The sequence below is a fragment of the Streptomyces sp. NPDC039462 genome (genome assembly GCF_055639375.1).
In genome coordinates this window covers 163116-187235 of the sequence record NZ_JBVKAO010000001.1, presented here as the reverse complement: position 1 = coordinate 187235, position 24120 = coordinate 163116, and the positions used below count along the sequence as shown (strand labels likewise).

The 24120-nt window shown below is 73.1% G+C and carries 21 protein-coding genes; 6 read left to right on the top strand and 15 right to left on the bottom strand.

Annotated elements, in window-relative coordinates:
- The 6 genes from ACZ7LU_RS00710 to ACZ7LU_RS00685 all read right to left on the bottom strand — a co-directional run bounded on the left by ACZ7LU_RS00710 (position 1) and on the right by ACZ7LU_RS00685 (position 9190).
- On the bottom strand, positions 1–924 hold the full coding sequence (locus ACZ7LU_RS00710) for an ABC transporter ATP-binding protein (protein ID WP_471915231.1): 924 nt from the start codon (positions 922–924) through the stop codon (positions 1–3).
- Positions 917–3760, bottom strand: a complete 2844-nt coding sequence (locus ACZ7LU_RS00705) for a hypothetical protein (protein WP_471915230.1) — start codon at positions 3758–3760, stop codon at positions 917–919. Before ACZ7LU_RS00705 ends, ACZ7LU_RS00710 begins: the two co-directional genes overlap by 8 nt.
- A gap of 87 nt (positions 3761–3847) precedes the next feature.
- A complete protein-coding gene (locus ACZ7LU_RS00700) occupies positions 3848–7135 on the bottom strand; it encodes an FtsX-like permease family protein (RefSeq protein ID WP_471915229.1) in 3288 nt (1095 codons plus the stop codon).
- A gap of 129 nt (positions 7136–7264) precedes the next feature.
- Positions 7265–8047, bottom strand: a complete 783-nt coding sequence (locus ACZ7LU_RS00695; RefSeq protein WP_398305227.1) for a DUF3710 domain-containing protein — start codon at positions 8045–8047, stop codon at positions 7265–7267.
- Position 8048: 1 nt separating this feature from the next.
- Positions 8049–8606 carry a dUTP diphosphatase gene (dut, locus tag ACZ7LU_RS00690; RefSeq protein ID WP_398306027.1) on the bottom strand — a complete coding sequence of 186 codons (558 nt, stop codon included), beginning with the start codon at positions 8604–8606 and terminating at the stop codon, positions 8049–8051.
- Positions 8606–9190, bottom strand: coding sequence for a PaaI family thioesterase (locus ACZ7LU_RS00685; RefSeq protein ID WP_398305224.1), 585 nt, complete (start codon positions 9188–9190; stop codon positions 8606–8608). Before ACZ7LU_RS00685 ends, dut begins: the two co-directional genes overlap by 1 nt.
- Before the next feature lie 58 nt (positions 9191–9248).
- On the opposite strand from ACZ7LU_RS00685, the gene ACZ7LU_RS00680 reads away from it, so the two are divergent.
- Positions 9249–9701, top strand: a complete 453-nt coding sequence (locus ACZ7LU_RS00680) for a DUF3093 domain-containing protein (protein ID WP_471915228.1) — start codon at positions 9249–9251, stop codon at positions 9699–9701.
- A gap of 71 nt (positions 9702–9772) precedes the next feature.
- Here ACZ7LU_RS00680 and ACZ7LU_RS00675 read toward each other — a convergent pair whose 3' ends face one another.
- The 4 genes from ACZ7LU_RS00675 to ACZ7LU_RS00660 form a co-directional block, all read right to left on the bottom strand.
- Positions 9773–10711, bottom strand: a complete 939-nt coding sequence (locus ACZ7LU_RS00675; protein ID WP_471915227.1) for a hypothetical protein — start codon at positions 10709–10711, stop codon at positions 9773–9775.
- Positions 10712–10724: 13 nt separating this feature from the next.
- Positions 10725–11021: a DUF4193 domain-containing protein gene (locus ACZ7LU_RS00670; RefSeq protein ID WP_055544889.1), complete on the bottom strand. Its 297-nt coding sequence runs from the start codon at positions 11019–11021 to the stop codon at positions 10725–10727.
- Positions 11022–11415: 394 nt separating this feature from the next.
- A complete protein-coding gene (locus ACZ7LU_RS00665) occupies positions 11416–12663 on the bottom strand; it encodes a sensor histidine kinase (RefSeq protein ID WP_398305215.1) in 1248 nt (415 codons plus the stop codon).
- A 6-nt stretch (positions 12664–12669) separates the two neighbouring features.
- Positions 12670–13323 (bottom strand): response regulator transcription factor, encoded by a 654-nt coding sequence (locus tag ACZ7LU_RS00660; protein ID WP_365354778.1) that lies wholly within the window; start codon positions 13321–13323, stop codon positions 12670–12672.
- Positions 13324–13635: 312 nt separating this feature from the next.
- Between ACZ7LU_RS00660 and ACZ7LU_RS00655 the strand changes: the two genes are divergently transcribed.
- Positions 13636–13809, top strand: coding sequence for a hypothetical protein (locus ACZ7LU_RS00655; protein ID WP_361731879.1), 174 nt, complete (start codon positions 13636–13638; stop codon positions 13807–13809).
- A gap of 77 nt (positions 13810–13886) precedes the next feature.
- Here ACZ7LU_RS00655 and ACZ7LU_RS00650 read toward each other — a convergent pair whose 3' ends face one another.
- Together ACZ7LU_RS00650 and ACZ7LU_RS00645 are read right to left on the bottom strand one after the other, a co-directional pair.
- Positions 13887–14684: an inositol monophosphatase family protein gene (locus tag ACZ7LU_RS00650; RefSeq protein ID WP_471916446.1), complete on the bottom strand. Its 798-nt coding sequence runs from the start codon at positions 14682–14684 to the stop codon at positions 13887–13889.
- 18 nt (positions 14685–14702) lie between these two features.
- Positions 14703–15830 (bottom strand): ferrochelatase, encoded by a 1128-nt coding sequence (locus ACZ7LU_RS00645; protein ID WP_471148510.1) that lies wholly within the window; start codon positions 15828–15830, stop codon positions 14703–14705.
- A 165-nt stretch (positions 15831–15995) separates the two neighbouring features.
- On the opposite strand from ACZ7LU_RS00645, the gene ACZ7LU_RS00640 reads away from it, so the two are divergent.
- Positions 15996–17240, top strand: coding sequence for an MFS transporter (locus tag ACZ7LU_RS00640; protein WP_398305208.1), 1245 nt, complete (start codon positions 15996–15998; stop codon positions 17238–17240).
- A complete protein-coding gene (locus tag ACZ7LU_RS00635) occupies positions 17194–18519 on the top strand; it encodes a D-arabinono-1,4-lactone oxidase (RefSeq protein WP_468085127.1) in 1326 nt (441 codons plus the stop codon). The genes ACZ7LU_RS00640 and ACZ7LU_RS00635 overlap by 47 nt, the downstream gene beginning before the upstream one ends.
- A gap of 9 nt (positions 18520–18528) precedes the next feature.
- Here ACZ7LU_RS00635 and ACZ7LU_RS00630 read toward each other — a convergent pair whose 3' ends face one another.
- The gene (locus ACZ7LU_RS00630) at positions 18529–19764 is read right to left on the bottom strand and encodes a hypothetical protein (protein ID WP_471915226.1); all 1236 of its coding nucleotides are present in this window, start codon (positions 19762–19764) and stop codon (positions 18529–18531) included.
- A 481-nt stretch (positions 19765–20245) separates the two neighbouring features.
- On the opposite strand from ACZ7LU_RS00630, the gene sepH reads away from it, so the two are divergent.
- A complete protein-coding gene (gene sepH, locus ACZ7LU_RS00625) occupies positions 20246–21346 on the top strand; it encodes a septation protein SepH (protein WP_362992748.1) in 1101 nt (366 codons plus the stop codon).
- A gap of 53 nt (positions 21347–21399) precedes the next feature.
- On the opposite strand, the gene ACZ7LU_RS00620 is transcribed toward sepH, so the two are convergent.
- Positions 21400–22227, bottom strand: a complete 828-nt coding sequence (locus tag ACZ7LU_RS00620) for a sulfurtransferase (protein ID WP_471915225.1) — start codon at positions 22225–22227, stop codon at positions 21400–21402.
- A 498-nt stretch (positions 22228–22725) separates the two neighbouring features.
- Here ACZ7LU_RS00620 and ACZ7LU_RS00615 point away from each other — a divergent pair, with 498 nt between their 5' ends.
- Complete coding sequence (locus ACZ7LU_RS00615; RefSeq protein WP_470977699.1) at positions 22726–23451, top strand: VOC family protein; 726 nt, start codon at positions 22726–22728, stop codon at positions 23449–23451.
- Here ACZ7LU_RS00615 and ACZ7LU_RS00610 read toward each other — a convergent pair.
- Positions 23434–24114 (bottom strand): thymidine kinase, encoded by a 681-nt coding sequence (locus ACZ7LU_RS00610; RefSeq protein WP_468085122.1) that lies wholly within the window; start codon positions 24112–24114, stop codon positions 23434–23436. The genes ACZ7LU_RS00615 and ACZ7LU_RS00610 overlap by 18 nt on opposite strands.
- Positions 24115–24120 lie beyond the last annotated feature (6 nt).

Below are 24120 nucleotides of genomic sequence, written 5' to 3'. Positions count from 1 at the left end.
TCACCGCGCCTCCCCTTGTCCGGTGCCGGGCCCGTCCGGCCACACCCCCACGTGGTCCGGCTCCGCCGTCAGCCGTACCCGCCCCCGCAGGCCGTACCGCTCCACGTACTCCCCCGGCAGCTGCAGCCGCCCCGCCCGGTCCAGAACCGTGAACTCCTCACCCGTGCCGCCCTGTTCGCGAAGCGTCTCCGTAGACGTACGGCCGTCACGGATACGGACCGTGCGACGGACCTGCTCGGAGACGAGAGGGTCATGGGTGACGACCAGGACGGTCGCGCCGAGCTCCTCGTTGGCGCGGCGCAGGGCGGCGAAGACGTCCTCTCCGGAGGCGGTGTCCAGTTCGCCGGTCGGCTCGTCGGCGAGGAGGACGCGCGGGGAGTTGGCGGTGGCGACGGCGACGGCCACGCGCTGCTGTTCGCCGCCGGAGAGTTCGGTCGGCCGCCGGTCGCGGCAGTGCGCGACGCCGAGCACGCCGAGCAGTTCGGCGGCCCTCTCCCGACGTGCGCGGCGCGGCACGCGCGTGTACTTCATCGGCAGCGCCACGTTCTCCAGCGCGGTCAGATAGGGCAGCAGATTGCGCCCGGTCTGCTGCCAGACGAAGCCCACGGTGCTCCTGCGGTAGCCGAGGCGCTCCCGGCGCCCCATCGCGAGCAGATCGTGGCCCGCGACCTTCGCGCGTCCCGCGGTGGGCAGGTCCAGGCCGGAGAGGATCGACAGGAGCGTGGACTTGCCCGACCCCGACGCGCCCACCAGCGCCACGCACTCCCCGGCCGCGACGACCAGGTCCAGGCCCTGGAGCGCCTGCACCTCGACCTCCTCGGTGCGGTAGACGCGGACGAGGTTGTCGCAGACGACAAGGCCCTCGTCGGCGGCGGTACGCCCGGCGGCGCGCGCCCGCGCCTCCAGCTCGGCCAGTTCAGTCATCCGCTCTCCCGAGTCGTAGGACGGCGCCGAGCCCCCGGCGCCGTCCGAGCCAGGTCTCCACGCCCACCGCCGCGGCCACCAGGACACAGAGTCCCGCGCTCAGGGCCGCGGTGAACAGCGCGTCGACGTGCAGGGCGGGCGCGGTGGGCCCGCCGGTGAACTCCCGCAGGTCGAGGGCGGGACCGAGCAGCGCGGGCAGCACGAGGCCGAGCGCGACGCCGCCCACGACGGCCGCGAGCACCAGGGGCAGGAGCTGCAGCAGTTGCAGCGCGGCCGCGGCACGCCCGCCGAGACCGAGAGTGCGCAGGTAGGCGGTGGTGCGTCCGCGCGCGGGAGCGGACAGGAGCAGTTCGAGCACAAGGGCGAGGAGGGCGAGGAGCACGGCGAGCGCGGTGCAGGCGGTGTGCGCCAGGGTCACGGCGGCGGTCAGCCGGTCGTCGGCGGCCTCGGCCTGTTCCTCGGCGCGGATGCGGAGCTCTCCGCCGGTCGCTCCGGGGGCGGCACGCGGTACGAGGGAACGCAGCGCCTCCGTGTCCATGCGCACGCCGTACAGCAGGAGCGCGGACTCCTCGAAGTCCGAGGCGGCCAAGGCGCGCAGGTCGCGGTTGTCGGCGAGGAGCAGGTGCTGCCGGGACTCGGTGGCGCCGCGCACGGGTCCGAGGGCGGCGTCGCGCGCCGCATCCTCCGGCAGCGGACCGACGACCCGCAGCCGCGCCTCCTTGCCGTGCAAGGTGAAGGTGAGCAGGTCACCGGCGTGCCCCTCGGAGGCGAGCACCCGGATGTCCCGGCCGCCCCCGCCCCGGGTAAGGCCCGCGTCGTCCAGCGCGCGGGCGGCGGCCGAACCCCGCGCCGCCTCGCGCAACTTCGCCCCGTCCACCCCGACCAGGCTGGAGATCCCGTACCGCCCGCCGTCCTTCCCGCTCACCGGATCGACCCTCAGCTGCCGCACCGTCACCGTTTTCCGCACTCCACGCGCGCGTGCCAGCCGTTCCGCCGTGCCGGGGTCGCGGTCCGCGCCCAGGAAGGAGGCGTCGGCGCCCACCTGCCAGGCCGCCGCGGCGCGCCGCCCCTCCACCAGCGTCCCCGAGACGAGCCCTCCGAAGACGGCACCGGCGAGCGTCACCACCAGGACGAGCAGCGCGAGGCCGCGCGCCGGAGCCTCCTTGGCGGCGCGGGACAGCGCGACGAGGACGACGGTGCCCCGCCCCCGTGCCGACCATCGCGCCACCGCGCGCACCGGCCAGGGGTAGCACCGCACCAGGACGGCGACCGTCGCGAGCCCCAGCAGCACGGGCACCGCGGCGAGCAGCGGATCCGGCCCGGCCGCCCCCTCCGTGCCCCGTGCCCGCAGCGCGAGGACCCCGCCCGCGGCGAGCAGCAGCACCAGCGCCTCCACCACGATCCGGCGCCCGGCGCCCCGCGGCGCGCGCTCCCGCAGCACGGCCCGGTCCCGCACCGCGAACCACGTGAGGGCGGGCAGCAGCAGCCAGCAGAGGAGGGCGACGGCCAGCCCCTCGGCGTACGCGGGTGAACTCCCCGGCGCCCGCGTCAGCGCCGCGACCGCGCAGCCGACGCCGAAGCCGAGCAGCGCAGCCGGTGCGCTCTCCACGGCACGCCCCAGGGCGAGCCCGGCGGCCGAAGCCCCGCGCGCCCGCAGCAGCCGGTCCCCGTCGAGCCGCCGCCGCACCACAAGGAGCGAGGTCACGACGGCGGCGGCGAACCCCACGCCGAGCAGCGAGGCCAGGGCGAACGACATCACGACGCCCGCCTGCCGCCACTGGCGCCGGAACTCCTCGAAGACGTCGACCAGTTCGGTGTCGCTCTCCAGCTCCGTCGCGGGATGGGACCCGAGGACGCACCACTTCCCGCCGTACGACTCCATGTCGCAGAAGGCTTCCTTGGCCGCGGGCGGGTAGCGGGCCATGAGCCGCTGGAAGTCCCGCGCGCCGCGCTCCCCCACGAACCGGCCCGCGACCTCCTCCGTCAGGTCGAGCCGCATGTTCCACTCGACGGTGAGTTCGGCGTTCGCCTGGTTCTGGAGGATCTCGGCGCCGCGGGGCGCGATGAGGGCGCCGACGTCCGGGGCGGCCCCTCTCGCGCCGGGCACCGGCCGTGCGAGCAGCGGCTGCTCGGCCCAGAGCCGCGTGCCCTTCGCGGAGCCGGAGCGGGAGTCGGCCCCGGATCCCGAGCCGGAGCCGGAGCCGGAGCCGGAGTCACCCCCGGAGCGGGAGTCAGCCCCGGAACCGGAGCCGGCGTCAGAACCCGCGGCCGAACCGGAGCCGGAGCCCGGACCCGCCGCCCGGAACACCCCGACGAGCCGTCCGACCGCACGGACGTTCGCCATGGCGCCGCCCTCCAGCCCGATCCGCTGCCCGACACGCAGCCGGAGCGCGTCACGCGTCCGCTCGGACACGGCGAGCTCCACCACCTGCCCGTGCGCGCGGGGCGCCCGTCCGGCGACGTACGCGCTCCGCCCCGGGGCGTCGGACGCGTACACCAGCGACAGCGAGACGCCACCCGCCACGTCCCCGTCCACCGTGGGCAGTTCGATCCGGGTCGAGTCGTGGACGAGTCCACCGCGCAGCCGGCCCGGCGAGGCGTTCTCGATGACGGTCGCGTACCGCGCGAGATCGGCCCCCAGCTCGCCCTTCTCACCCGGACGGGGCTGCTCCGGGTCGATCCGCGCGCTGTGCACCACCCCGGGCGCCGCGCGCTGGACCTGCTCGAACCGGCCCGCCAGCGCGTCCCCGCCCAGCCGTTCGAACAGCCCGGGACCGGCAGCGGCGACGGCCACGAGCACGCCGATCACCATCCCGAGACCCACCACCAGCGGCACTCGCCGCCACCACTCACGCCGCACAGCGCCCCCCGGACCCCCCGAACCCCACGGGCCACCACCCCGCCACACCCCACCGGCGCCCCTTCACACGTCCTCCCCCGCCCGGAGCACCCGCGCCAGATCCACCCGTCCAAGGAGTCGCGCCGCCACCGTCACGACCGCGCAGATCACCGCCCCGGTCACCCCGGCCGTCACCACCACCCGCACCCACGGCACGGAGGCGGTCAGTTCGGGGAAGACCGGCTCCCCCTCCGCGTCGACCGTCACCACCGGCATGATCAGCGAAGCGAGGGCGGCCCCGAGCACCGTGCCGAGCGCCGCCGCGACGCCGGCCAGCGCCAGCTGCTCCGTCCACAAGTACGCCGCCAACTGTCCCCGCCGCATCCCGAGCGCCCGCAGCAACCCGAACTCCCGCTCCCTGGCCCGTGCGGAGACCACGGTGTGCAGGGCGAACGCGATGACCGCGAAGGCGGGGGCGAGCGCCAGGCACAGCACGAGCGCCCCGCGCGCCCCGCGCCGCAGCGGGTCGGCGGCCAGCTCCTTCCTGACCTGCGGGACGTCCACCGCGTGCCCCAGCCACGGGTCCGCCCGCACCGCCGCCGCGGCCGCCGTCGCGTCCGTGCCACGGACCCCCACCCACCAGGCGCTCTCCGCCCCGGGCAACGCCCCGCTCAGGGCCCATTGGGCGGCCATCGCACGGGAGTCGGCGAGCAGCCGCGGCCGGTCGCGCGGCATCCCCGGCACCGCCGCGAGCCGCCCGACGATCTCGACCCGCGCGCTCCCGCCCGTGCTCCCTCGGACCGTCACGGTGTCCCCGATCCGGACCGCCCCGGAGGCCAGCAGCGCGTCGTCGGCGAGCGCGGGCGCGGCCGGGCGCCCCGTGGCGCGGTCCGTGCCGAGCCGCACGCTCCACGTGGGGTACTTCAGCCGCCCGTCGGGGCCGCGCAGCACCGCGTCGACGAGCTTTCCGCGGCCGGGCCGGTCGGCGCAGAGGACGGGTCCGGGCGCCTGCCCGGACGGCGGCCGCCCCTGTTCGCGCCCCTGCTCCCGCGCACGCTCCCGCGCGGCCCCCGGGCACCCCGCCGCGCGCCGGTCGGGCCGGTCGGCCCGCAGGTCGCGCCAGCGCGCCTCCCGCGAGAGCCCCGGCACCTGGTCGACGGTCAGGCGGTACGTCCGCCGGACCCGCTCGCCGACCATGCTCAGGTCGATCTGCAGGATGCGGACGCCGTCGCCGCGCGCCCCCACCTTCAGCGGCACGGTCCTGGCGCCGCCCTCTTCGATCACCACGGAACTCTCGTGGACAAGCCCGTCGCCGTCTTCGAAGAAGACGGTGAGCCGGACGGGTACGACGGTGCCGCCGCCGTCGGCCGACATCCGTACGCGGAGCGGCAGTTCGCCCTCGGGCCGCCGCCCCGCCCCCTCCACCGGCAGACCGTGCACGGGGATCCCCTTGCCGAGCGGCGCCACCAGCTCCCGTACGGGCCGGTCCGCGAGGTCGCCGCGCAGCGAAGGCACCGGCCCCCGCTCCGTGTTGATGCCGGTGACGGCCACCGCGTCCTGTCCGACGTACCCCTCCGAAGTGATCACGGGCGTCACGGACTCGGCGCCCGGCAGCGCCTCGTACGCGGCGCGCCGCTCGCCCGGCGGCACCCCGTCGCCCGGCTCGACGCGCAGGTCGGCACCCACCTGGAAGGCGGCCTGGTCCCGGTCGCCACGGTCCAGCACGGCCAGGGCCGTACTGCTGAGCGCGGCGACCGCGAGGGCGAGCGTCACGACCAGGGCGGGTCCGGCGTGCCGGGCCGCGCGCCGGCCGATCTGCCAGCCGCCGAGCGGCAGGACGAGACCGCGGCCACGCCGCGCGAGCGGATCGACGACGCGGGCGAGCAGCGGCAGGAACCGCAGGACGAGCAGTGCGGCCGCCACGGTCATCGCCACGGGCGCGAACACGAGGACAGGATCGACACCGCCCATGCCCCCGACGCCACCGCCGGTCACCGGCGAGCGGTACTGCCGCAGCTGCAGCCAGCCGAGCACGGCGACCGCGGCGAGCGCCAGGTCCGCCCCGAACCGCTGGACCCCGGCGAACCTCGCGATCCGCCACCGGAGCCGGGCCACCGCCCGCCGGTCCCGCACGATCCGCACGGTCGGGACGAGCACCGCGAGGCCGTGCACGGCCAGCGCGCCCCCGACGGCCGCCCACCCCGCGCCGGTCACCGCCGACGCGGGCACCTCGCCCTCGACGAGCCCGGCGCCTTCGAGCGCGTGGAGCAGCGGGCCCGCGAGGAACGGCGCGGCCAGCCCGGCGGGCACGGCGGCGCAGGCCCACTGTGCGGCCGTCGACAGGGCGATCCGGCGCGGGCCCGCCCCTCGCGCGGCCAGCAACGCCAGCTCGGGGCGGCGGTGTTCGACGAGCCGGCGCGCGGTGAGCACGAGGGCGGCCACGGCGAGCGCGGCGAGGAGCATCGCGGGGACGTAGAGCCCGGCGCGGGCCACGGCGATCGGCGTGGTGAGCCGGTCGAGCGCCCTGCGCAACCCGGCCGACAGCGTCAGATCGTCCCCGGCCGCCCCGCGCGACACGGAGCGTGAGGCGTCGCTGCCCGCGAACCGGTCGGCCCGCTCCTGGAGCGCCCCGATGTCCCCGAGCCGCAGCCCGCCCGTCTCGGGCACCCCGAGCCACAGCGCCGTGGCGTCCCCGGCGAGCCCGCCGCTCCCGGCGAAGGCCCGGCGCGGCACGACCGCGATCGAGTCGGGCGTCCCGAACGTACTGCTCAGTGAGGCCCACAGGGCGGGCGAGCGCTCTTCGGCGGCGTACAGCCCGACGACCCGCAGCGTCACCGGCCGTTCGTCCCCGCCCCGCACCGTGATCCGGTCGCCCGGGCGCACGGCGAGCTCCGCGGCGGCGACCTCGGTCAGCGCGACCTCGACCGGCCCGTTTCCGGGGCGCGGCCACCGCCCGGCCACCGGTGAGGCGTGCCGTCCCAGGCCCTGCAGGGCGACGACGGAGAGGGTGGCGTCCTCGCGCGGGCGGCCCGCGGCCTCGGTGACGGCGAGTTCGTCGTTGCGGGCGGCGGGTGCCCGCAGCGCGGACCAGGTGCGGTGGGGCACGTCGCCGTACGTGCGGTCGAGCGCGGTGCGTACGTCCCGGTCCACCTGCCCCGCGCCGGCGGCCCTGTGGGGTCCCGCGACCTCGACGACGGCCTCGCGGTCGGCGGCGAGCCTGCGCTGCACCCCGCCCTCGACGGCCTTCTCGGACAGCGCCGCCAGCGCGGCGAGCACGGTGGCGGCGAGCAACACGGCGAGCCCGGCCGCGCCCAGCACAAGTCCGTGGTGCCGGCTCCCCCGCACTGCCGCGGGCAGGCGTCGTCCCCTCACCGCACCGGTCTCCCCCCGAGTGACCGGCACAGTATGGGCGCACGCGAAAGTGGCCCGCAATGGTCCGGACGAACCGGAACCACTGCGGGCCACCAGGCAGTTGAGTACCTGTCAGCGGACCTCGACGGGTCAGCGCACCTCGGTGATCTCGGGGCCGCGCTGCAGCTGGCCCATGCCACCGGAGAAGCGCGAGCCCTCCTGCTGCTCCTGCTGGACGCTGCCCTCGGCGACCATCTGCGCGTCGTCCGGCAGCTTCAGGACGATCGGGTCGCGCGGCGCCATCGGGCCGTCGCCGCGCACGACCACGGTGTCCCGGAAGATCTGCTCCAGGAGGCCGGCGGTCTGCGGCTGCACCGCGCCCTGTCCGGAGATCACTCCGCGCAGGAACCAGCGCGGGCCGTCGACGCCGATGAAGCGCACGACCTGCACGCCGCCCGTGCCGTCCGGCAGCTGCACCGGCACCTGGGCGCGCAGCTCCCAGCCGAGGGGGCCCTCGACCTCGTCGATGACACCGCCCTGCTGGGTGATGCCGGAGGCGATCTCCTCGCGGACCTCGCCCCAGATGCCCTCCCTCTTGGGGGCGGCGAAGCCCTGCAGCTGGATGGCGCTGTCCTGGAGCACCACGGTGGCCGCGACGATCGCGTCGCCCGCGACCTCCACCCGCAGCTCCATGCCCTCGACACCGGGCACGAAGAGGCCACCGAGGTCCACCCGGCCCTCGCCGGGCTCGCGGACCTCGGAGAGGTCCCAGGGACCGTCGGGGCGGGGCTCGGGCTCGAGCCTCACGCGCGACCGCGCCACGCCGGAGTCAGCGGCGTCGGCGGACTCGTCGCCGTGCACGCCGTCGACGACCTGCTCGTCCGCGCCCGCCGCGTCCTCGGCGGCACTGTCCTTCTTGCGACGTCCGAACACGTCACTGTCCTTCCCGGTCGGATACGACCGATGCGTATCGATTCCCACCCGTTTGTTCGCCCGGGCTCACGCCCGGACCGCCGCCCACGGCGGCATGGCCACCGGTGGACCCGAAGCCCCCCTCGGCCCGCGCCGATACGGGAAGCTCCGCCACCTCCTGGAAGCGAACCTTCTCGACCTGCTGGACGACCAGTTGGGCAATCCGGTCGAAGCGCTCGAACCGCACGGTCTCGCGCGGGTCGAGATTCACCACGATCACCTTGATCTCTCCACGGTACCCGGCATCCACCGTCCCCGGGGCATTCACCAGAGCGACACCGCAGCGGGCGGCGAGCCCGGAACGGGGGTGCACGAAGGCCGCGTACCCCTCCGGGAGCGCGATCGACACTCCGGTCGGCAGCACCACCCGCTCACCGGGCGCGAGTTCGTGGGCCTCCGTCGTCCGCAGATCGGCGCCCGCGTCACCGGGCTGCGCGTACGCGGGCAGCGGTACGTCGGGGTCGACACGCCTGATCAGTACGTTCAGCTCGGTGGAGGGCGTCTCGTCGGAGGGCGGCATCACGGGTTCACCTCGAAAGCGCGGGCACGCCGGATCTGGTCCGGGTTGTTCATGGCGGCCTGGATCTCCTCCGGGCGGCCGTTGTCGATGAAGTGCTCGACCTTCACCTCGATGAAGAGGGCGTCGGCGCGGACCGCGACGGGCCCGTCGGGGCCGCCGATCCGCCCGGTGGCGGTCGAGTAGATCTTCCGTCCGGCGACGGCGGTGACCTCGGCTTCCAGGAACAGCACGGTCCCCAGCGGCACGGGCCGCACGAAGTCGGTCTCGAGACGGCCGGTCACGGCGATCACGCGCAGCAGCCAGTTCAGCGAGCCCAGCGTCTCGTCGAGCGCGGTGGCGAGGATGCCGCCGTGCGCGAGGCCCGGGGCGCCCTGGTGCGCCTCGCGCACGGTGAACTCGGCGGTGACGGTGACACCCTCGCCGGCCCGCGCCGCGAGGTGCAGTCCGTGCGCCTGTCCTTCACCACAGCCGAAACAGTGCTCGTAGTGGGCGCCGATGAGCTCACCGGGGGCGGGTGCGTCGGGGTGGCGGACGGGCGCTATCGCGTCGGCCGGGGGCGTCAGAGCTGCAGATGTACCACTCACAGGCGCAGACCTTACCTCCGCGTCAGCGCGGCAACCGCACCGTGCCAAGCTTGGTTCCATGCAGCCTTACGAAGAACGCCTGACCGCGCCCCGTTCGTGGTGGTTCGCCTCGGTCCTGGTGGGTGTCGCGATGGCCCTGATCATGCTGCCGTTCGGCACGCTGCCGCTCCTCGGCGGCCTGGTCGGCGGCACCGCCGTGGCGGCCGTCGTCACCAGCGCGTACGGCGCCGTGCGGATCCGGGTGGTGGCGGGCTCGCTGGTCGCGGGCGACGCGAAGATCCCGGTGTCCGCGCTGGGTGACGCGGAGGTCCTGACCGGCGAGGAGACCCGCGCCTGGCGGAGCTACAAGGCCGACCCTCGCGCGTACATGCTGCTGCGTGCCTACATCCCCACGGCACTGCGCATCCCGATCACGGACCCGGACGACCCGACTCCGTACGCGTACGTCTCGACGAGGCACCCGGAAGAGCTCGCGAAGGCCCTGGCGGCGGTACGCGAGGGCGCCGCGTAACCGAGGGCGCCCCTCAGGGGCGCGGGGAACTGCGCGACAAGCCACGACGAACCCGCAGCCCGAACGGCAGATCAGCTCCCGAGCTCTTTCGGAAGACCCCCCACCCGCAGGGGATCATCCGGCTTCTCCAGAGGCGGCAGCTCCGGCAACGCATCCCACGGCACCTGGCTCCTGCGGAGATCCGCACGAACCTTCGCGGCCAGCTTCTTCGTGTCCCGGCGGTTCATGACCGCCCCGACGGCGGCACCCACCATGAAGGGCATGAGGTTCGGCAGGTTCCGGACCATCCGCTTCATGATCTGCTGCCGCAGCTCCCGCTTCATCTGGCCGCCCAGCGCGGCGTTGAAGGTCGTCGGCTTCGTGACGTCGACGCCGCGCTCCTCCGACCAGGAGTTCAGATACGCGGTGCTGCGCTGCTTCAGATTGCCGCCGGGCCGCTGTCCGTAGACCTCGTGCAGTTCGGCGATCAGTTTCAGTTCGATGGCGGCGACGCCGGTGATCTCCGCCGCGAGCTCGGCGGGCATCGCGGGCGGCACCGGCATCATCGCGGCGGCGCCCACTCCCGCACCCACGGTGGACGTGGCGTTGGCGGCGCCCGCGACGAGCTTGTCCGCGAGCTGCTCGGGGCCCAGGCCCGGGAACTGCTTGCGGAGGGTCGCGAGATCGCGGACCGGGATCCGCGGGGCGTTCTCGATGAGCCGGTCGGCGAGAAATCCGATACCGGCCCTGGCGCCGCGCCCGCCCTTGCGCACGCCTTCCTTCACTCCGTGCGTGACGGCGGCAACGCGGCCAAGTCCGGACCCGCCCCCCGCCTTCCGGGTGGCCCTGGGAGCCTCGTCGGCCGCCGTCGCGTCCGGCACCGCCTCCAGGGCGTTCGCCGGTTCGAGCGAGGCTTCTCCGGTGGCGGAAGAGCCTCGCCCGTCATCACGTACACCGGCGTCCTGGACGCCGGCCTCGTCCGCTCCGCCCTTGCGGAAGCGGCGCTTCCTGAACGGGGTCGAGCCAGTCACGGCCGACCCCGCCTCAGTCGCAGTCGCGGCAGATCGGCTGGCCGTTCTTCTCCCTGGCCAGCTGGCTGCGGTGGTGGACCAGGAAGCAGCTCATGCAGGTGAACTCGTCCTGCTGCTTCGGGAGCACGCGGACGGCGAGCTCCTCGTTCGAAAGGTCCGCGCCGGGCAGTTCGAGGCCCTCTGCGGCCTCGAACTCGTCGACGTCTACGGCTGACGTCGACTTGTCGTTCCGACGTGCCTTGAGTTCCTCGATGCTGTCCTCGTTGACGTCATCGTCGGTCTTACGTGGGGTGTCGTAGTCCGTTGCCATGTCGCTCTCCCCCTCTGGGTGTCTGCGGGTGTCTCCAGCGCACGTAACGCGTGAGAGGCCGGACTTGTGCCCGACCCGAGGCGGAGATTTTGCCTCACATCAAGGTCTGTTACTCAATCGACACCCAACCGCACCCCCGAAGAGGTGCTCGGGTTGGATGGCGATCGGACCGTACACGGTCCGAATGTCGCACTTCACGGGCGCCACCCCGTGTACTTCCCGTGATCAAGACCCCCGAAAACCCGGATTTTCCCGGCTTTCCGACGACTTTCACGATCACAGAGAGTAGATGGCCGAAAAATCGGCCATGTGATCGATCGCACACTTCTTCCCCGGGGAGGGCCCCTGGAAATTCCGCGCAAAGCGAACACGGCGGTGTGTCCGATCCTGCGCCTCAGAGGGGCAGGGTGACTCGCATCACGAGCCCTCCCCCCTCACGCGGCTCCGCGATGATACGGCCCCCGTGGGCCCGCGCCACCGACCGGGCGATCGACAGGCCGAGTCCCACGCCCTTGTCGCTGCCCGTCCGCTCGGTCCGCAGCCTCCGGAACGGCTCGAAAAGGTTGTCGATCTCGTACGCGGGCACCACCGGGCCCGTGTTCGACACCACCAGGACCGCCTGACCGTGCTGGGCCTCCGTGGTGACCTCGACCCAGCCGTCGTCCGGCACGTTGTACCTGACGGCGTTCTGGACGAGGTTCAGGGCGATCCGCTCCAGGAGGACGCCGTTGCCCTGCACGACCGCGGGGCCGCGCTCCCCGCGGATCTCCACGCCCTTGGCCTCGGCCTCGGCGCTGACCTGGTCGACGGCGCGGTCGGCGACCTCGGCGAGGTCGACCGGTTTGCGCTCCACGATCTGGTTGTCGCTGCGGGCGAGCAGCAGCAGGCCCTCCACGAGCTGCTCACTGCGCTCGTTGGTGGCCAGGAGCGTCTTGCCGAGCTGGTGGAGCTCGGGGGGCGCCCCGGGGTCGGAGAGGTGGACCTCCAGGAGCGTGCGGTTGATCGCCAGCGGCGTGCGCAGCTCGTGCGACGCGTTGCCGACGAACCGCTGCTGGGCGGTGAAGGCACGCTCCAGGCGGTCCAGCATCTCGTCGAAGGTGTCCGAGAGCTCCTTCAGCTCGTCGTCCGGGCCGTCCAGCTCGATGCGGCGGGTCAGGTCCGTGCCGGCCACCCTGCGGGCGGTGCGCGTGATCCGGCCGAGCGGCGAGAGCACGCGGCCCGCCATCGCGTACCCGAAGGCGAAGGCGATCACGGCGAGGCCGAGCAGGGCGAGCAGCGAACGGCTCAGGAGGTTGTCGAGGGCGCTCTGGCGCATCTGGTTGACGCACTCGTTCAGCGCGGCGTTGAGCTGCACCTCCGAGGGGTGCTCAGGGAGCCCCTGGAAGTTGGTACAGGTGCTGCTGCTGACCGTGGACTTGCCCGTGACCCGGAACGGCAGGTCACTGCCGACGTTCAGGGCCTGGGCGGCGAGCAGGTAGATGATCGAGAGGAGCAGGATGCCCGCGATCAGGAACATGCCGCCGTAGAGCAGCGTGAGCCGTATACGGATGGTCGGGCGCAGCCACGGGAACGGCGGCTCGACCTTCCTCGGGTCCCACGTCGGCTTCGGGGGCGCGGCTGGTGGCGCCGGGGTCGCGGCCACCGCCGGTCAGATCCGGTAGCCGGAGCCCGGCACCGTCACGATGACGGGCGGCTCACCGAGCTTGCGGCGCAGGGTCATGACGGTGACCCGGACGACGTTCGTGAACGGGTCCGTGTTCTCGTCCCAGGCCTTCTCCAGGAGCTGCTCCGCGGAGACGACCGCGCCCTCGCTGCGCAGCAGCACTTCGAGGACGGCGAACTCCTTGGGGGCCAGCTGGATCTCCCTGCCCTCGCGGAACACCTCGCGGCGGTTGGGGTCGAGCTTGATCCCGGCGCGCTCCAGGACGGGCGGCAGCGGCACGCTGGTGCGCCGCCCGAGGGCACGCACGCGTGCCGTGAGCTCGCTGAACGCGAAGGGCTTCGGGAGATAGTCGTCCGCGCCGATCTCCAGGCCCTCGACGCGGTCGCTGACGTCGCCCGACGCGGTGAGCATCAGGACGCGGGTCGGCATGCCGAGCTCGACGATCTTGCGGCAGACGTCGTCGCCGTGGACGAGCGGGAGGTCCCGGTCGAGCACCACCACGTCGTAGTCGTTGACACCGATGCGCTCCAGGGCGGCCGCTCCGTCGTACACGACGTCGACGGCCATGGCCTCCCGGCGCAGTCCGGTGGCCACCGCATCGGCGAGCAGCTGCTCGTCCTCGACGACGAGTACGCGCACGTGGCTGTCCTTCCTCTGTGCCCCTGCGGGCAGAACTGTCTTGGGTAGGCCTCCATCCTGCCCCTTTCGGCCATAAACCGGCTGTAAGGCGGCCTGGCTCCGGGATCGGCACCCGGGAATGCGGGATTTTCTCCGCCGGTTGAGGTTTCTGCGGAACGGAGCCAGGGGAGGACGGCCTTACACCCGCGATCACGCTTTGTATGTGGCGCGCCACGAACCGCTTTTCCAGAGCGGCTTGAGACGTGATCGCCCCACTCCTTGAGGGCACACCCCCGTGCCATCGACCCACGACCCAGCCGAGGGGGCGCAACCATGGACGCATTCACCGCAGGTCTCCTGCAGCGCATAGAGGCCACGGAGTCCGACCTCACGAAGGCCCGTGAGACGGGAGACGACTTCCTGGCCGAGGTCGAGCTGGCGGAGCTGGAGGATCTCCACCGCCTGGCCGCCGAGCACGGCGTCGAGGTGGGCGCACTCCACGCCTGACCGACGCCTCGGGACATGAGCGGAAGGGCCCCGGCACCTGTGACAGGTGCCGGGGCCCTTCCGTGGGTGTGGGCGGCTCAGTCGTGCCAGGCGCCGAGGTCCTCCAGGAGGCCCTGGAGCGTCTCGAAGAGGGCGGGCGGGGCCGCGATGGCCAGCTCCCCCGAAAGGGCCTCTCCGGGGCGGCCACCGGTCAGCGCGCCCGCTTCCCGCGCCACGAGGTCACCGGCCGCGAAGTCCCAGGGGTTGAGCCCTCGCTCGTAGTACGCGTCGAGGCGGCCCGCCGCCACGTCGCACAGGTCGATGGCGGCCGACCCGGCGCGCCGGATGTCCCGCACCTTCGGGATCAGGTGGCGCACGACCTCGGCCTGCTGGGCGCGGCGCTCGGCGACGTACCCGAAGCCGGTGCCGATCAGCGCCTGGTCGAGCGGCGGCGCGGGACGCACCCGGACGGGCAGGTCGTTCAGGTGGGCGCCCGCTCCGAGGACCGCGCGGTACGTCTCCCCGCGCATCGGGGCGTGCACGACACCGACGAGCGTCTCGCCGTCCTTGCGGGCGGCGATGGACACCGACCAGTCGGGGCGTCCGTAGAGGTAGTTGACCGTGCCGTCGACGGGGTCGACGACCCACTGGACACCGCTGCTGCCCTCGGAGCTCGCGCCCTCCTCGCCGAGCACGCCGTCGGCCGGCCTGCGCTCGGCGAGGAAGTCGGTGATCAGCTTCTCGGAGGCGAGGTCCATCTCGGTCACGACGTCGACGGCGCTGGACTTGGTGGCGGCGACGCCCAGGTCGTCGGGCCGGCCGTCGCGCAGGAAGGCCCCGGCGCGGTGCGCGGCCTCCAGGGCGACGGCGAGGAGCTCTGCCTTGAGGTCGGTCACGTCACTCACTTCGGGTCCTTACGCGTACGGGCTGTCGGCGCCCGCGGCGGCGGGCTTCGGGGCGCGGGCGGGGCAGCAGCCCACCGGGCACAGGTCGTGGCTCGCGCCGAGGGAGCCCAGGGCGCAGGGGGTGCCGGGCGTGCCGCTCTCCGTGGCGGCCCGCTCCAGGACGAGATCCCTGATCGCCGCGGCGAACCGCGGGTCGGCGCCGACGGTCGCCGAGCGGCGCACCGGCAGGCCCAGCTCCGCCGCCTTGGCCTTCGCCTCGGTGTCGAGGTCGTACAGGACCTCCATGTGGTCCGAGACGAAGCCGATGGGGACCATGACCACGGCGGGTGCCCCCGCCGCGTGCCGCTCCTCCAGGTGGTCGCAGATGTCGGGCTCCAGCCACGGGATGTGCGGGGCGCCGCTGCGCGACTGGTAGACGAGCTGCCAGGGGTGCTCGACGCCGGTCTCCTCGCGGACGGCGTCGGCGATGAGGCGGGCCACGTCCAGGTGCTCCCGCACGTACGCACCGCCGTCGCCGTGCTCCTCGACGGGGCCCGAGGTGTCCGCCGCGGAGTTCGGGATCGAGTGCGTGGTGAAGGCGAGGTGCGCGCCCTCCCGCACGTCGTCGGGGAGGTCGGCGAGGGACTTCAGGACGCCGTCGATCATGGGGCGGACGAAGCCGGGGTGGTTGAAGTAGTGCCGGAGCTTGTCGACCTTGGGCAGCTCCAGGCCCTCGGACTCCAGGACGGCGAGGGAGTCCGCGAGGTTCTCGCGGTACTGGCGGCAGCCCGAGTACGAGGCGTACGCACTCGTGGCCAGGACCAGGATGCGGCGGTGGCCGTCGGTGACCATCTGGCGCAGGGTGTCGGTCAGATAGGGCGCCCAGTTGCGGTTGCCCCAGTAGACCGGCAGGTCGAGGCCGTGCTCCGCGAAGTCCTTGCGCAGGGCGTCGAGCAGGGCGCGGTTCTGGTCGTTGATGGGGCTGACCCCGCCGAACAGGAAGTAGTGCTGCCCCACCTCCTTGAGCCGCTCCTTGGGGATGCCGCGGCCACGCGTCACGTTCTCCAGGAACGGGACGACGTCGTCCGGGCCTTCGGGGCCGCCGAAGGAGAGCAGCAGCAGGGCGTCGTACGGAGTGGGATCCAGCGCATCGGACATGTCTCCGATCCTGCCACCCGCCACTGACACGCGGAAAACGGCCTCCGCCGACCGGAAAACCCGGTGCGGCCGACCACCCCGGAGCCGTAAGCTGTATCGGCCATCTTTACGCCTTACCGGAGCCTCTCCCCCGGGAGCCGCTCCGGTCCCTCAGCGGAGTCCCACGTGCCCAGCCCCTACCGCGCCATCTTCGCCGCCCCCGGCACCAAGGCCTTCTCCAGCGCCGGGTTCCTCGGCCGCATGCCGCTGTCGATGATGGGCATCGGCATCGTGACCATGGTGTCCCAGCTCACCGGGCGGTACGGCCTCGCGGGCGCCCTGTCGGCGACCGTCGCGCTGTCCGCCGCGGCGATCGGACCGCAGATCTCCCGGCTGGTGGACCGGCACGGCCAGCGCCGCGTGCTGCGGCCCGCGACGCTGGTGTCCCTGGCCGCCGTCGCCGGGCTGTTGCTCTGCGCGAAGTTCGAGGCGCCCGACTGGACGCTGTTCGTCTTCGCCGCCCTGGTCGGCTGCGTGCCGAGCGTGGGCTCGATGATCCGCGCGCGCTGGGCCGTCCTGTACCGCGACACCCCGCAGCTCCACACCGCGTACTCGTTCGAGTCGGTGGTGGACGAGGTCTGCTTCATCTTCGGACCGATCATCTCGATCGGCCTGTCCACGGTGTGGTTCCCGGAGGCGGGTCCGCTGCTCGCCGGCGTCTTCCTCGCCGTGGGCGTCTTCTGGCTGACCGCCCAGCGGGCCACCGAACCGGTGCCGCACCCGCGCGAGCACCACACCAAGGAGTCGGCGCTGCGCTCCGTGGGCCTCCAGGTGCTCGTCCTCACCTTCGTCGCGACCGGCGCGATCTTCGGGTCGATCGACGTGGTCACGGTGGCGTACGCGGAGGACCAGGGCCACAAGTCCGCGGCGAGCCTGGTCCTCGCCGTCTACGCGCTCGGCTCGTGCCTGGCCGGCGCGGCCTTCGGGCTGCTGCACTTCAAGGGGGCGCCCGCGCCCCGGTGGCTGCTGGGTGTCTGCGCGATGGCCGTGAGTATGATCCCGCTTCAACTGGTCGGGAACCTTCCGTTGCTGGCCGTGGCGTTGTTCGTAGCGGGCCTCTCCATCGCACCGACAATGATCACGACGATGGCCCTCGTCGAGCAGCACGTACCACGCGCGAAACTGACCGAGGGCATGACGTGGGTGAGCACAGGCCTCGCGGTCGGCGTCGCGCTCGGCTCCTCCGCGGCCGGCTGGGTCATCGACGCCGCGGGCTCGGAGGCGGGGTACGGGGTGCCGGGGGTCTCCGGAGCCGTCGCGGTCGCGGTCGGGTTCCTCGGGTATCGCCGGCTGAAGAGGCCGGTGCCGCAACAGGGAGGGACCCATGAGCAGGGGCACGGGCAGCGGGAAGAACACAGCGACGTGGCGTAACTGGGCGGGCAACGTCACCGCACGACCGGCCCGGGAGGTCACTCCCGCGTCGGTCGATGAACTGTCCGCCGCGCTGCGCCGGGCCAAGGACGACGGCCTCAAGGTGAAGCCGGTCGGCTCCGGGCACTCCTTCACGGCGGCCGCCGTGACCGACGGCGTCCTCATACGCCCCGACCTGCTCACGGGCATCCGCGGCATCGACCGCGCGGCCGGCACGGTCACCGTCGGGGCGGGCACTCCGCTGAAGCGCCTGAACGCGGCGCTGGCCCGCGAGGGCCTGTCGCTCACGAACATGGGCGACATCATGGAGCAGACCGTCTCCGGAGCCGTCAGCACCGGCACGCACGGCACGGGCCGCGACTCGGCCTCGATCGCCGCGCAGATCACGGCCCTTGAACTGGTCACCGCGGACGGCACGGTCCTGACCTGCTCCGCCGATGAGAACCCCGAGGTCTTCGCCGCGGCCCGGGTCGGACTCGGCGCGCTCGGCGTGATCACCGCGATCACCTTCGCCGTGGAGCCGATCTTCTTCCTCACGGCCCGCGAGGAGCCGATGACCTTCGACAAGGTCACCGACGACTTCGACGCGCTCGTCACCGAGAACGAGCACTTCGAGTTCTACTGGTTCCCGCACACCGGCAACTGCAACACCAAGCGCAACAACCGCAGCCCAGGACCGGCGGAGCCGCCCGGCAGGATCAGCGCCTTCGTAGAGGACGAACTGCTCTCCAACGGCCTCTTCCAGGTGGTCAATTCCCTCGGCCGCGCCGTCCCTGCCGCCATACCCGGCATCGCCAAGATCTCCAGCAAGGCGCTCTCCGCGCGTACGTACACGGACATCCCCTACAAGGTCTTCACCAGCCCGCGCCGCGTGCGGTTCATGGAGATGGAGTACGCCGTCCCGCGCGAAGCGCTCGTCCCGGCCCTGCGCGAGCTGAGGGCGATGATCGAGCGCTCGCGGCTGCGGATCAGCTTCCCCGTGGAGGTCCGCACGGCACCCGCGGACGACATGGCGCTCTCCACGGCCTCGGGCCGGGAGAGCGCCTACATCGCCGTCCACATGTACCGCGGCACGCCCTACCAGGCGTACTTCACGGCCGCCGAGCGGATCTTCACCGCGCACGAGGGGCGGCCGCACTGGGGCAAGGTGCACACGCGCGACGCGGAGTACTTCGCCAAGGCGTACCCCCGCTTCGGCGAGTTCACGGCCCTGCGCGACCGCCTCGACCCGGACCGCCTGTTCGGCAACGCCTACCTGCGGCGGGTCCTCGGCGACTGAACCCCCGCTCTACGGAGTGGGTGTCCCGCCCTGCTGGGGGTCGCCGTCCGTGCCGGTGCCCGTGCCGCTCGACGGAGTGGGCGTCGGGGTCGGCGTGGGCGTCGGGTCCGTCTTGGAACCGTCGTCTCCGGAGTCGTTGCCCTGGTCCTTGTCGGGGTCCGTGCCGGTGCCGGTGCCCTGGTCGTCCTTGGAGCCGGAGTCGTTGCCGTTCCCGGTGCCCGGAGTGGGGGTGCCGGTCCCGTTCGGGTCCTGGGTGGCCCCGCCGTCCTTCCCCGAACCGTCACCCGTCTCCGGAGTGCCGTTGTCCGAGGGCTGCCCGGAGGGTTCCACGGAGGGCGTGGACGGCTTCTCCGGAGAGGAGTTGCGGCCCGAGATGCCGTTGCCGATCGTGGTGCCCTTGCCGCCGCTGAGGTCCTGCCCGGAGACCACTTCGTACGTGGTGATCCCCGCCATGGCGACTCCGAAGACGACGGCCGCGGCGATCAACGGCCGCTTCCAGCTGCGGACCTGCGAGCGGTGCGTGGTGCCCTCGGTGAACTCCTCCGACGGCAGCGGCGGTTCGTAGGAGGGCGCCGGGTCCTGGCCCGTGGTGCGCAGTACGCGCGTGGCGTCGTCCCGCGGCACCAGCTGCGTGGCGTCCAGCTCCGCGGGGTCCACCGAGCCGAGGAGCTGGGTCCTGTCCGCGTCGGGCTCGAGCCCGGCCGCCACGGAGGGCAGCACCGTCGTGGGATCCGCGTCCCCCGCCGTGGGCAGCACTGTCGTGGGATCCGCGTCACCGGCCGTGGGCAGCACCGTGGTCGCGTCGGCCTCGGCGCTCTTGTCCGCGTCGGTCGGCTGTGGCCTCCCCCACGTCGTGGTCACGGGGCCCGTCGCGCCGACGGCTCCCCTATAGGCGGCTGTTCCGCCCGTGTAGGCAGCGGTTCTGAACGTCTCGGGCACCTGCTTCGCGGCCGGCACCGGCACCTGCCGAGCCTTCGGCTTGGCCTGCACCGTGACGTCACGTATCTGCTCGCCCGTACGCTTGAAGAAGTGCTGGAAGACGGTGCCGCCACAGGTCGCGATCGCGCTGACGACACCGGCGCCGAAGATCGTCCCGTAGACCCCGAGGTTCGAGGCGAGCTTCGCCGCCACGACCGCGGCGATGGCACTGCCCGCCACCTGCGGCACGCTCAGATCGAGGCGCCGCTTCTCCTCCGGCTCCTCCTGGTCCTTCGACTCCTTGCCGGAATCCGGCTTTTCACGCATCTCCGACCCTTGCCTGCTTTCTCGCTGCTCTCAACCTTTTCTCGGCCGACTACACGAGACAGGGACGTATGGGCGAAGCGATTAGTTCCGTTTCTGCCTTTTCCGTGAAGTGCGCCACGCGCACGCGGGCGCGGCAGGGCGGGGCGACCGCCAACTCCCTTCCACCACGAGAACTTCGGCGGCGCGGCGGTCCACCCGCGTGGCCCGAATGGAGTACTGTTGCGAGCCCTGGGTCCGGTCTCCCGCCAGGGTGCCCGGGGCCTTCCAGAACCGCCGGGTGGGGGGCTGGCCGCACAGGGTGGCGAAGGTCGTCACTTAGCGTTGCAAAATGGTAACCGTGCCATAACGGCGATCCAGGGCCCCTGCCCGACACGCCGGGCAACTCGGCAAGGTTGTGGCAGGCTGCACCCGGGCAGGCCACACTCGACTAGCGGAAGCAGCGACGCACGTGACGTCGGCAGGCACCACCCGGGAGGTCCCCATGCCCGAACTGCGTGTCGTGGCCGTCAGCAACGACGGCACACGGCTGGTGCTGAAGGCTGCGGACAGCACGGAGTACACGCTTCCGATCGACGAGCGGCTGCGTGCGGCCGTCCGCGGCGACAGGCCCCGACTCGGACAGATCGAGATCGAGGTGGAGAGCCACCTCCGACCGCGCGACATCCAGGCGCGGATACGCGCGGGTGCCAGCGCCGAAGAAGTGGCCCAGCTCGCGGGCATCCCCGTCGATCGTGTCCGCCGCTTCGAAGGGCCCGTGCTCGCCGAGCGCGCCTTCATGGCGGAGCGCGCCAGAAAGACGCCCGTACGCCGCCCCGGCGAGAACACCGGCCCCCAGCTCGGCGAGGCCGTGCAGGAGCGGCTGATGCTGCGGGGCGTCGACAAGGACACCGTCCAGTGGGACTCCTGGCGCCGCGACGACGGCACCTGGGAAGTCCTCCTCGTCTACCGCGTCGCGGCCGAGCCGCACTCCGCGTGCTGGACGTACGACCCGCCCCGGCGGCTCGTCCAGGCCGTGGACGACGAGGCGCGCTCGCTGATCGGCGAGACCGACGACATCTCCGCGCCCGAGCCCAGCTTCCCGTTCGTGCCGCGCATCGCGCGCCTCCCCAGGGACCGCCCTGCGGACCGGCCGCTCGACCGCGCCCTGGACCGTCAGCTGGACCGCCCGAGCATCCCCGCCCCTCCCGCCGACCCCGCGGAGGAGGGCACCGGTGCCGGTGGCGCGGTCGCCGAGCAGGAGCGCGACTCCCTGACCAGCCTCCTGGAGGCGGTGCCCAGCTTCCGCGGCGACATGGTCGTGCCCGAGCGCCCCTCGGCCGCGACCACCACGGAACTGCCGCCGCCTGCCCAGGAGGAGCCCGAGCAGGAGCCGGACGCCGAGGAGCCCCCGGCGGCGTCGGCCGGTGCCGGCGCGGCCTATGCGGACGTCCTCATGCCGCGCTCGGTGGCCAGCCACCGCGACCGGCTCGTCGGCTCCACGGACCGTCAGGCCGAGGCCGACGGGGTGCGTCCTGGCCGCCGCGCGGCGGTCCCCAGCTGGGACGAGATCGTCTTCGGCACCCGCCGCAAGAAGCAGGAGTAGCCGTCGGACGGCCACGGTCCCCGCGCCCTCCGGGTGCGGGGACCGGCCCCTTCCTACTGCGGGTCAGGGCCCGTCGCCACGGGGCGCGAGGGGTCGGCCGTCCACTCCGACCACGAGCCGACGTACAGCGCGGCGGGAATCCCCGCCACCGCGAGGGCGAGCACCTCGTGGGCGCCCGAGACGCCCGAGCCGCAGTAGACGCCGACCTCCGAAGTGCCGGACGTGCCGAGCGCCTTGAAGCGGCCCGCCAGTTCCTCGGCGGGCTTGAAGCGGCCGTCCGCCGCGACGTTCTCCGTGGTCGGCGCCGAGACCGCGCCCGGAATGTGGCCGGCCACGCGGTCGATCGGCTCGACCTCGCCGCGGTAGCGCTCGGCCGCGCGGGCGTCCAGGAGGAGCCCGGAGCGCGCCAGGGCCGCGGCGGACTCCGCGTCCAGCAGGTCCTTGCTGTTGGGGGCCGGCTCGAAGGAGCCCTCGGCCGGAGCCGTGCCCGCGCCCTGCTCCAACGGGCCCGTCCAGAAGCCGATGCCACCGTCGAGGACACGGACGGACGCGTGGCCCGTCCAGCGCAGCATCCACCACAGCCGGGCCGCCGCCCAGTTCTGGCCACCGTCGTAGACGACGACGGGCCGGTCCTGCGAGACCCCGGCCGCCCGCATCACGGCGCCGAACCGGTCCACGTCGGGCAGCGGGTGCCGGCCGCCCGCACCCGCGGGACCGGCCAGGTCGGCGTCCAGATCGACGAAGACAGCCGACGGGATGTGCCCTTCCTCGTATGCGGAACGCAGGGAGCCCTCGTGCTGCCAGCGGACGTCGAGCACGACCGGCGGATTCTCGCCGGCCAGCTCGCTCGCGAGTTCGGATGCGGAGATGATGGCATTCATGGCCCCATCCTTGCGCACGGGGTGGTCGACTCGCCAAGGTCCGGCTACCCTGCCCGCCGGACGACGCCCGACCACGGGGCGTACGGAACCATGCACGGCCTGTTCGGCTGACACGGCCTGTCCGGCTGATGGTTACCGGAGCGCAGTCACGTGTTCATGGACACGGTCACGTGTTCACGGATGAGAAGCGGGAAATCGGGCATCTACCGCGGGAAGCCGGACGGAGCGGCGCCGTCGGGGCGCGTGAGGCGGCAGGCGGTGCGAGCATCTGCACGGGCACGAGTCCGCGCGGCATCGTACGCGCATTCGAGAATGAAGCTGAGCGGTCGCACGAAGACCGAGGAGAGGGTGACGATGACCGAGGCGCGGGCGAATGGGGTCTCCCCTGACCGGAGCTCGTCTGAACAGAGCTCGTCGGAGCCCTTCGGGAAGGTCCGGCGGGACGGTGCGTGGACCGGCCTGCGGGACAAGCCCGGGACGCCCTGCTGGGTGAGTCTGATGACACATGACCTGTGCGCGACCCAGGAGTTCTACGGGTCACTCTTCGGGTGGAAGTTCCGGCCGGGTCCGCAGCAGCTCGGCCCGTATGTGCGGGCCCTGCTCGACGACCAGGAGGTGGCGGGCATCGGCCAGCTGCCCGCGGGACGCCATCTACCCATCGCCTGGACGCCCTATCTGGCCACGGACGACGCGGACGCGACGGCGGAGGCGGTGCGGCACTGCGGCGGCACGGTCGGCGTCGGTCCGCTCGACGCGGGCGAGGCCGGGCGGCTGATCATCGCGTCGGACCCGATGGGCGCCGTGTTCGGCGTCTGGCAGGCGGCGGCCCACCTGGGCACCGCGGTGATCGGCAGGCCCGGCACGCCGACCTGGAACGAACTGGTGACCCTGGAGACGGCGAGCGTCGTCAAGTTCTACCAGAACGTCTTCCACTGCACCGTGGAGGCCGTCGTCTCGGCGGACTTCGACTATGTGACGCTGTGCGTGGACGACCGGCCGGTGGCGGGCGTGCACGGCGTGGGCCAGGCGCTCCCGCGCGACCGGGGCCCACACTGGATGACGCACTTCGAAGTCGCCGACGTGGACGAGGCGGTGGAGCGGGTCATCGACCTCGGCGGCCAGGTCGTCAGGCCCGCCTGGGTCGGCACCTACGGCCGGATGGCGACGGTCGCCGACCCGGACGGCGCGTCCTTCACTCTCGTACGCTCACACACGGACGGCTGAGCCGGGCGCGGCGGCCGCCGTGTCGACCGGCAGCACGTCCGGCGACAGGGCTCCCGCACGCGCGGTCGCCGCCGTCGTCCTGCGCCGGTGATGGCGGCGGCACAGCACTTCGTACCCCACCTCGTCCGCCGACTGGTTGACGTCGCCGACGACGACCTGGGCGCCCTCGACGACCATCTCGCCGCCTATGGTGCGGGCGTTGTGCGTGGCGCGGGCGCCGCACCAGCAGAGCGCCTCGACCTGGAGGACCTCGACGCGGTCGGCGAGCTCGACCAGGCGCTGCGAGCCCGGGAAGAGCTTGGAGCGGAAGTCCGTGGTGATGCCGAACGCGAAGACGTCGAGGCCGAGGTCGTCGACGACCCTGGCGAGCTGGTCGATCTGGTCCGGCGCCAGGAACTGCGCCTCGTCCGCGATCACGTAGTCCGCGCGGCCGCCCCGTGAGAGGTGGTCGACGAGGTGGGCGTAGAAGTCGAAGTCGTCGGCGGCCTCGGTCGCGTCGGTGACGAGCCCGAGGCGGGAGGAGAGCTTGCCCTCGCCCGCGCGGTCGTCCCGAGTGAAGATCATCCCCTGGAGTCCGCGGGCGGAGCGGTTGTGCTCGATCTGCAGAGCCAGCGTGCTCTTTCCGCAGTCCATCGTTCCGGAGAAGAACACCAGCTCGGGCATGGGGGG

Coding starts and splice junctions, on each gene's coding strand:
- ACZ7LU_RS00615 (WP_470977699.1), top strand. CDS start 22,726: ATGACACATGACCTGTGCGCGACCCAGGAGTTCTACGGGTCACTCTTC.
- ACZ7LU_RS00610 (WP_468085122.1), bottom strand. CDS start 24,114: ATGCCCGAGCTGGTGTTCTTCTCCGGAACGATGGACTGCGGAAAGAGC.
- ACZ7LU_RS00645 (WP_471148510.1), bottom strand. CDS start 15,830: ATGTCCGATGCGCTGGATCCCACTCCGTACGACGCCCTGCTGCTGCTC.
- ACZ7LU_RS00680 (WP_471915228.1), top strand. CDS start 9,249: ATGCAGCCTTACGAAGAACGCCTGACCGCGCCCCGTTCGTGGTGGTTC.
- ACZ7LU_RS00635 (WP_468085127.1), top strand. CDS start 17,194: ATGAGCAGGGGCACGGGCAGCGGGAAGAACACAGCGACGTGGCGTAAC.
- dut (WP_398306027.1), bottom strand. CDS start 8,606: ATGCCGCCCTCCGACGAGACGCCCTCCACCGAGCTGAACGTACTGATC.
- ACZ7LU_RS00620 (WP_471915225.1), bottom strand. CDS start 22,227: ATGAATGCCATCATCTCCGCATCCGAACTCGCGAGCGAGCTGGCCGGC.
- ACZ7LU_RS00655 (WP_361731879.1), top strand. CDS start 13,636: ATGGACGCATTCACCGCAGGTCTCCTGCAGCGCATAGAGGCCACGGAG.
- ACZ7LU_RS00630 (WP_471915226.1), bottom strand. CDS start 19,764: ATGCGTGAAAAGCCGGATTCCGGCAAGGAGTCGAAGGACCAGGAGGAG.
- sepH (WP_362992748.1), top strand. CDS start 20,246: ATGCCCGAACTGCGTGTCGTGGCCGTCAGCAACGACGGCACACGGCTG.
- ACZ7LU_RS00670 (WP_055544889.1), bottom strand. CDS start 11,021: ATGGCAACGGACTACGACACCCCACGTAAGACCGACGATGACGTCAAC.
- ACZ7LU_RS00710 (WP_471915231.1), bottom strand. CDS start 924: ATGACTGAACTGGCCGAGCTGGAGGCGCGGGCGCGCGCCGCCGGGCGT.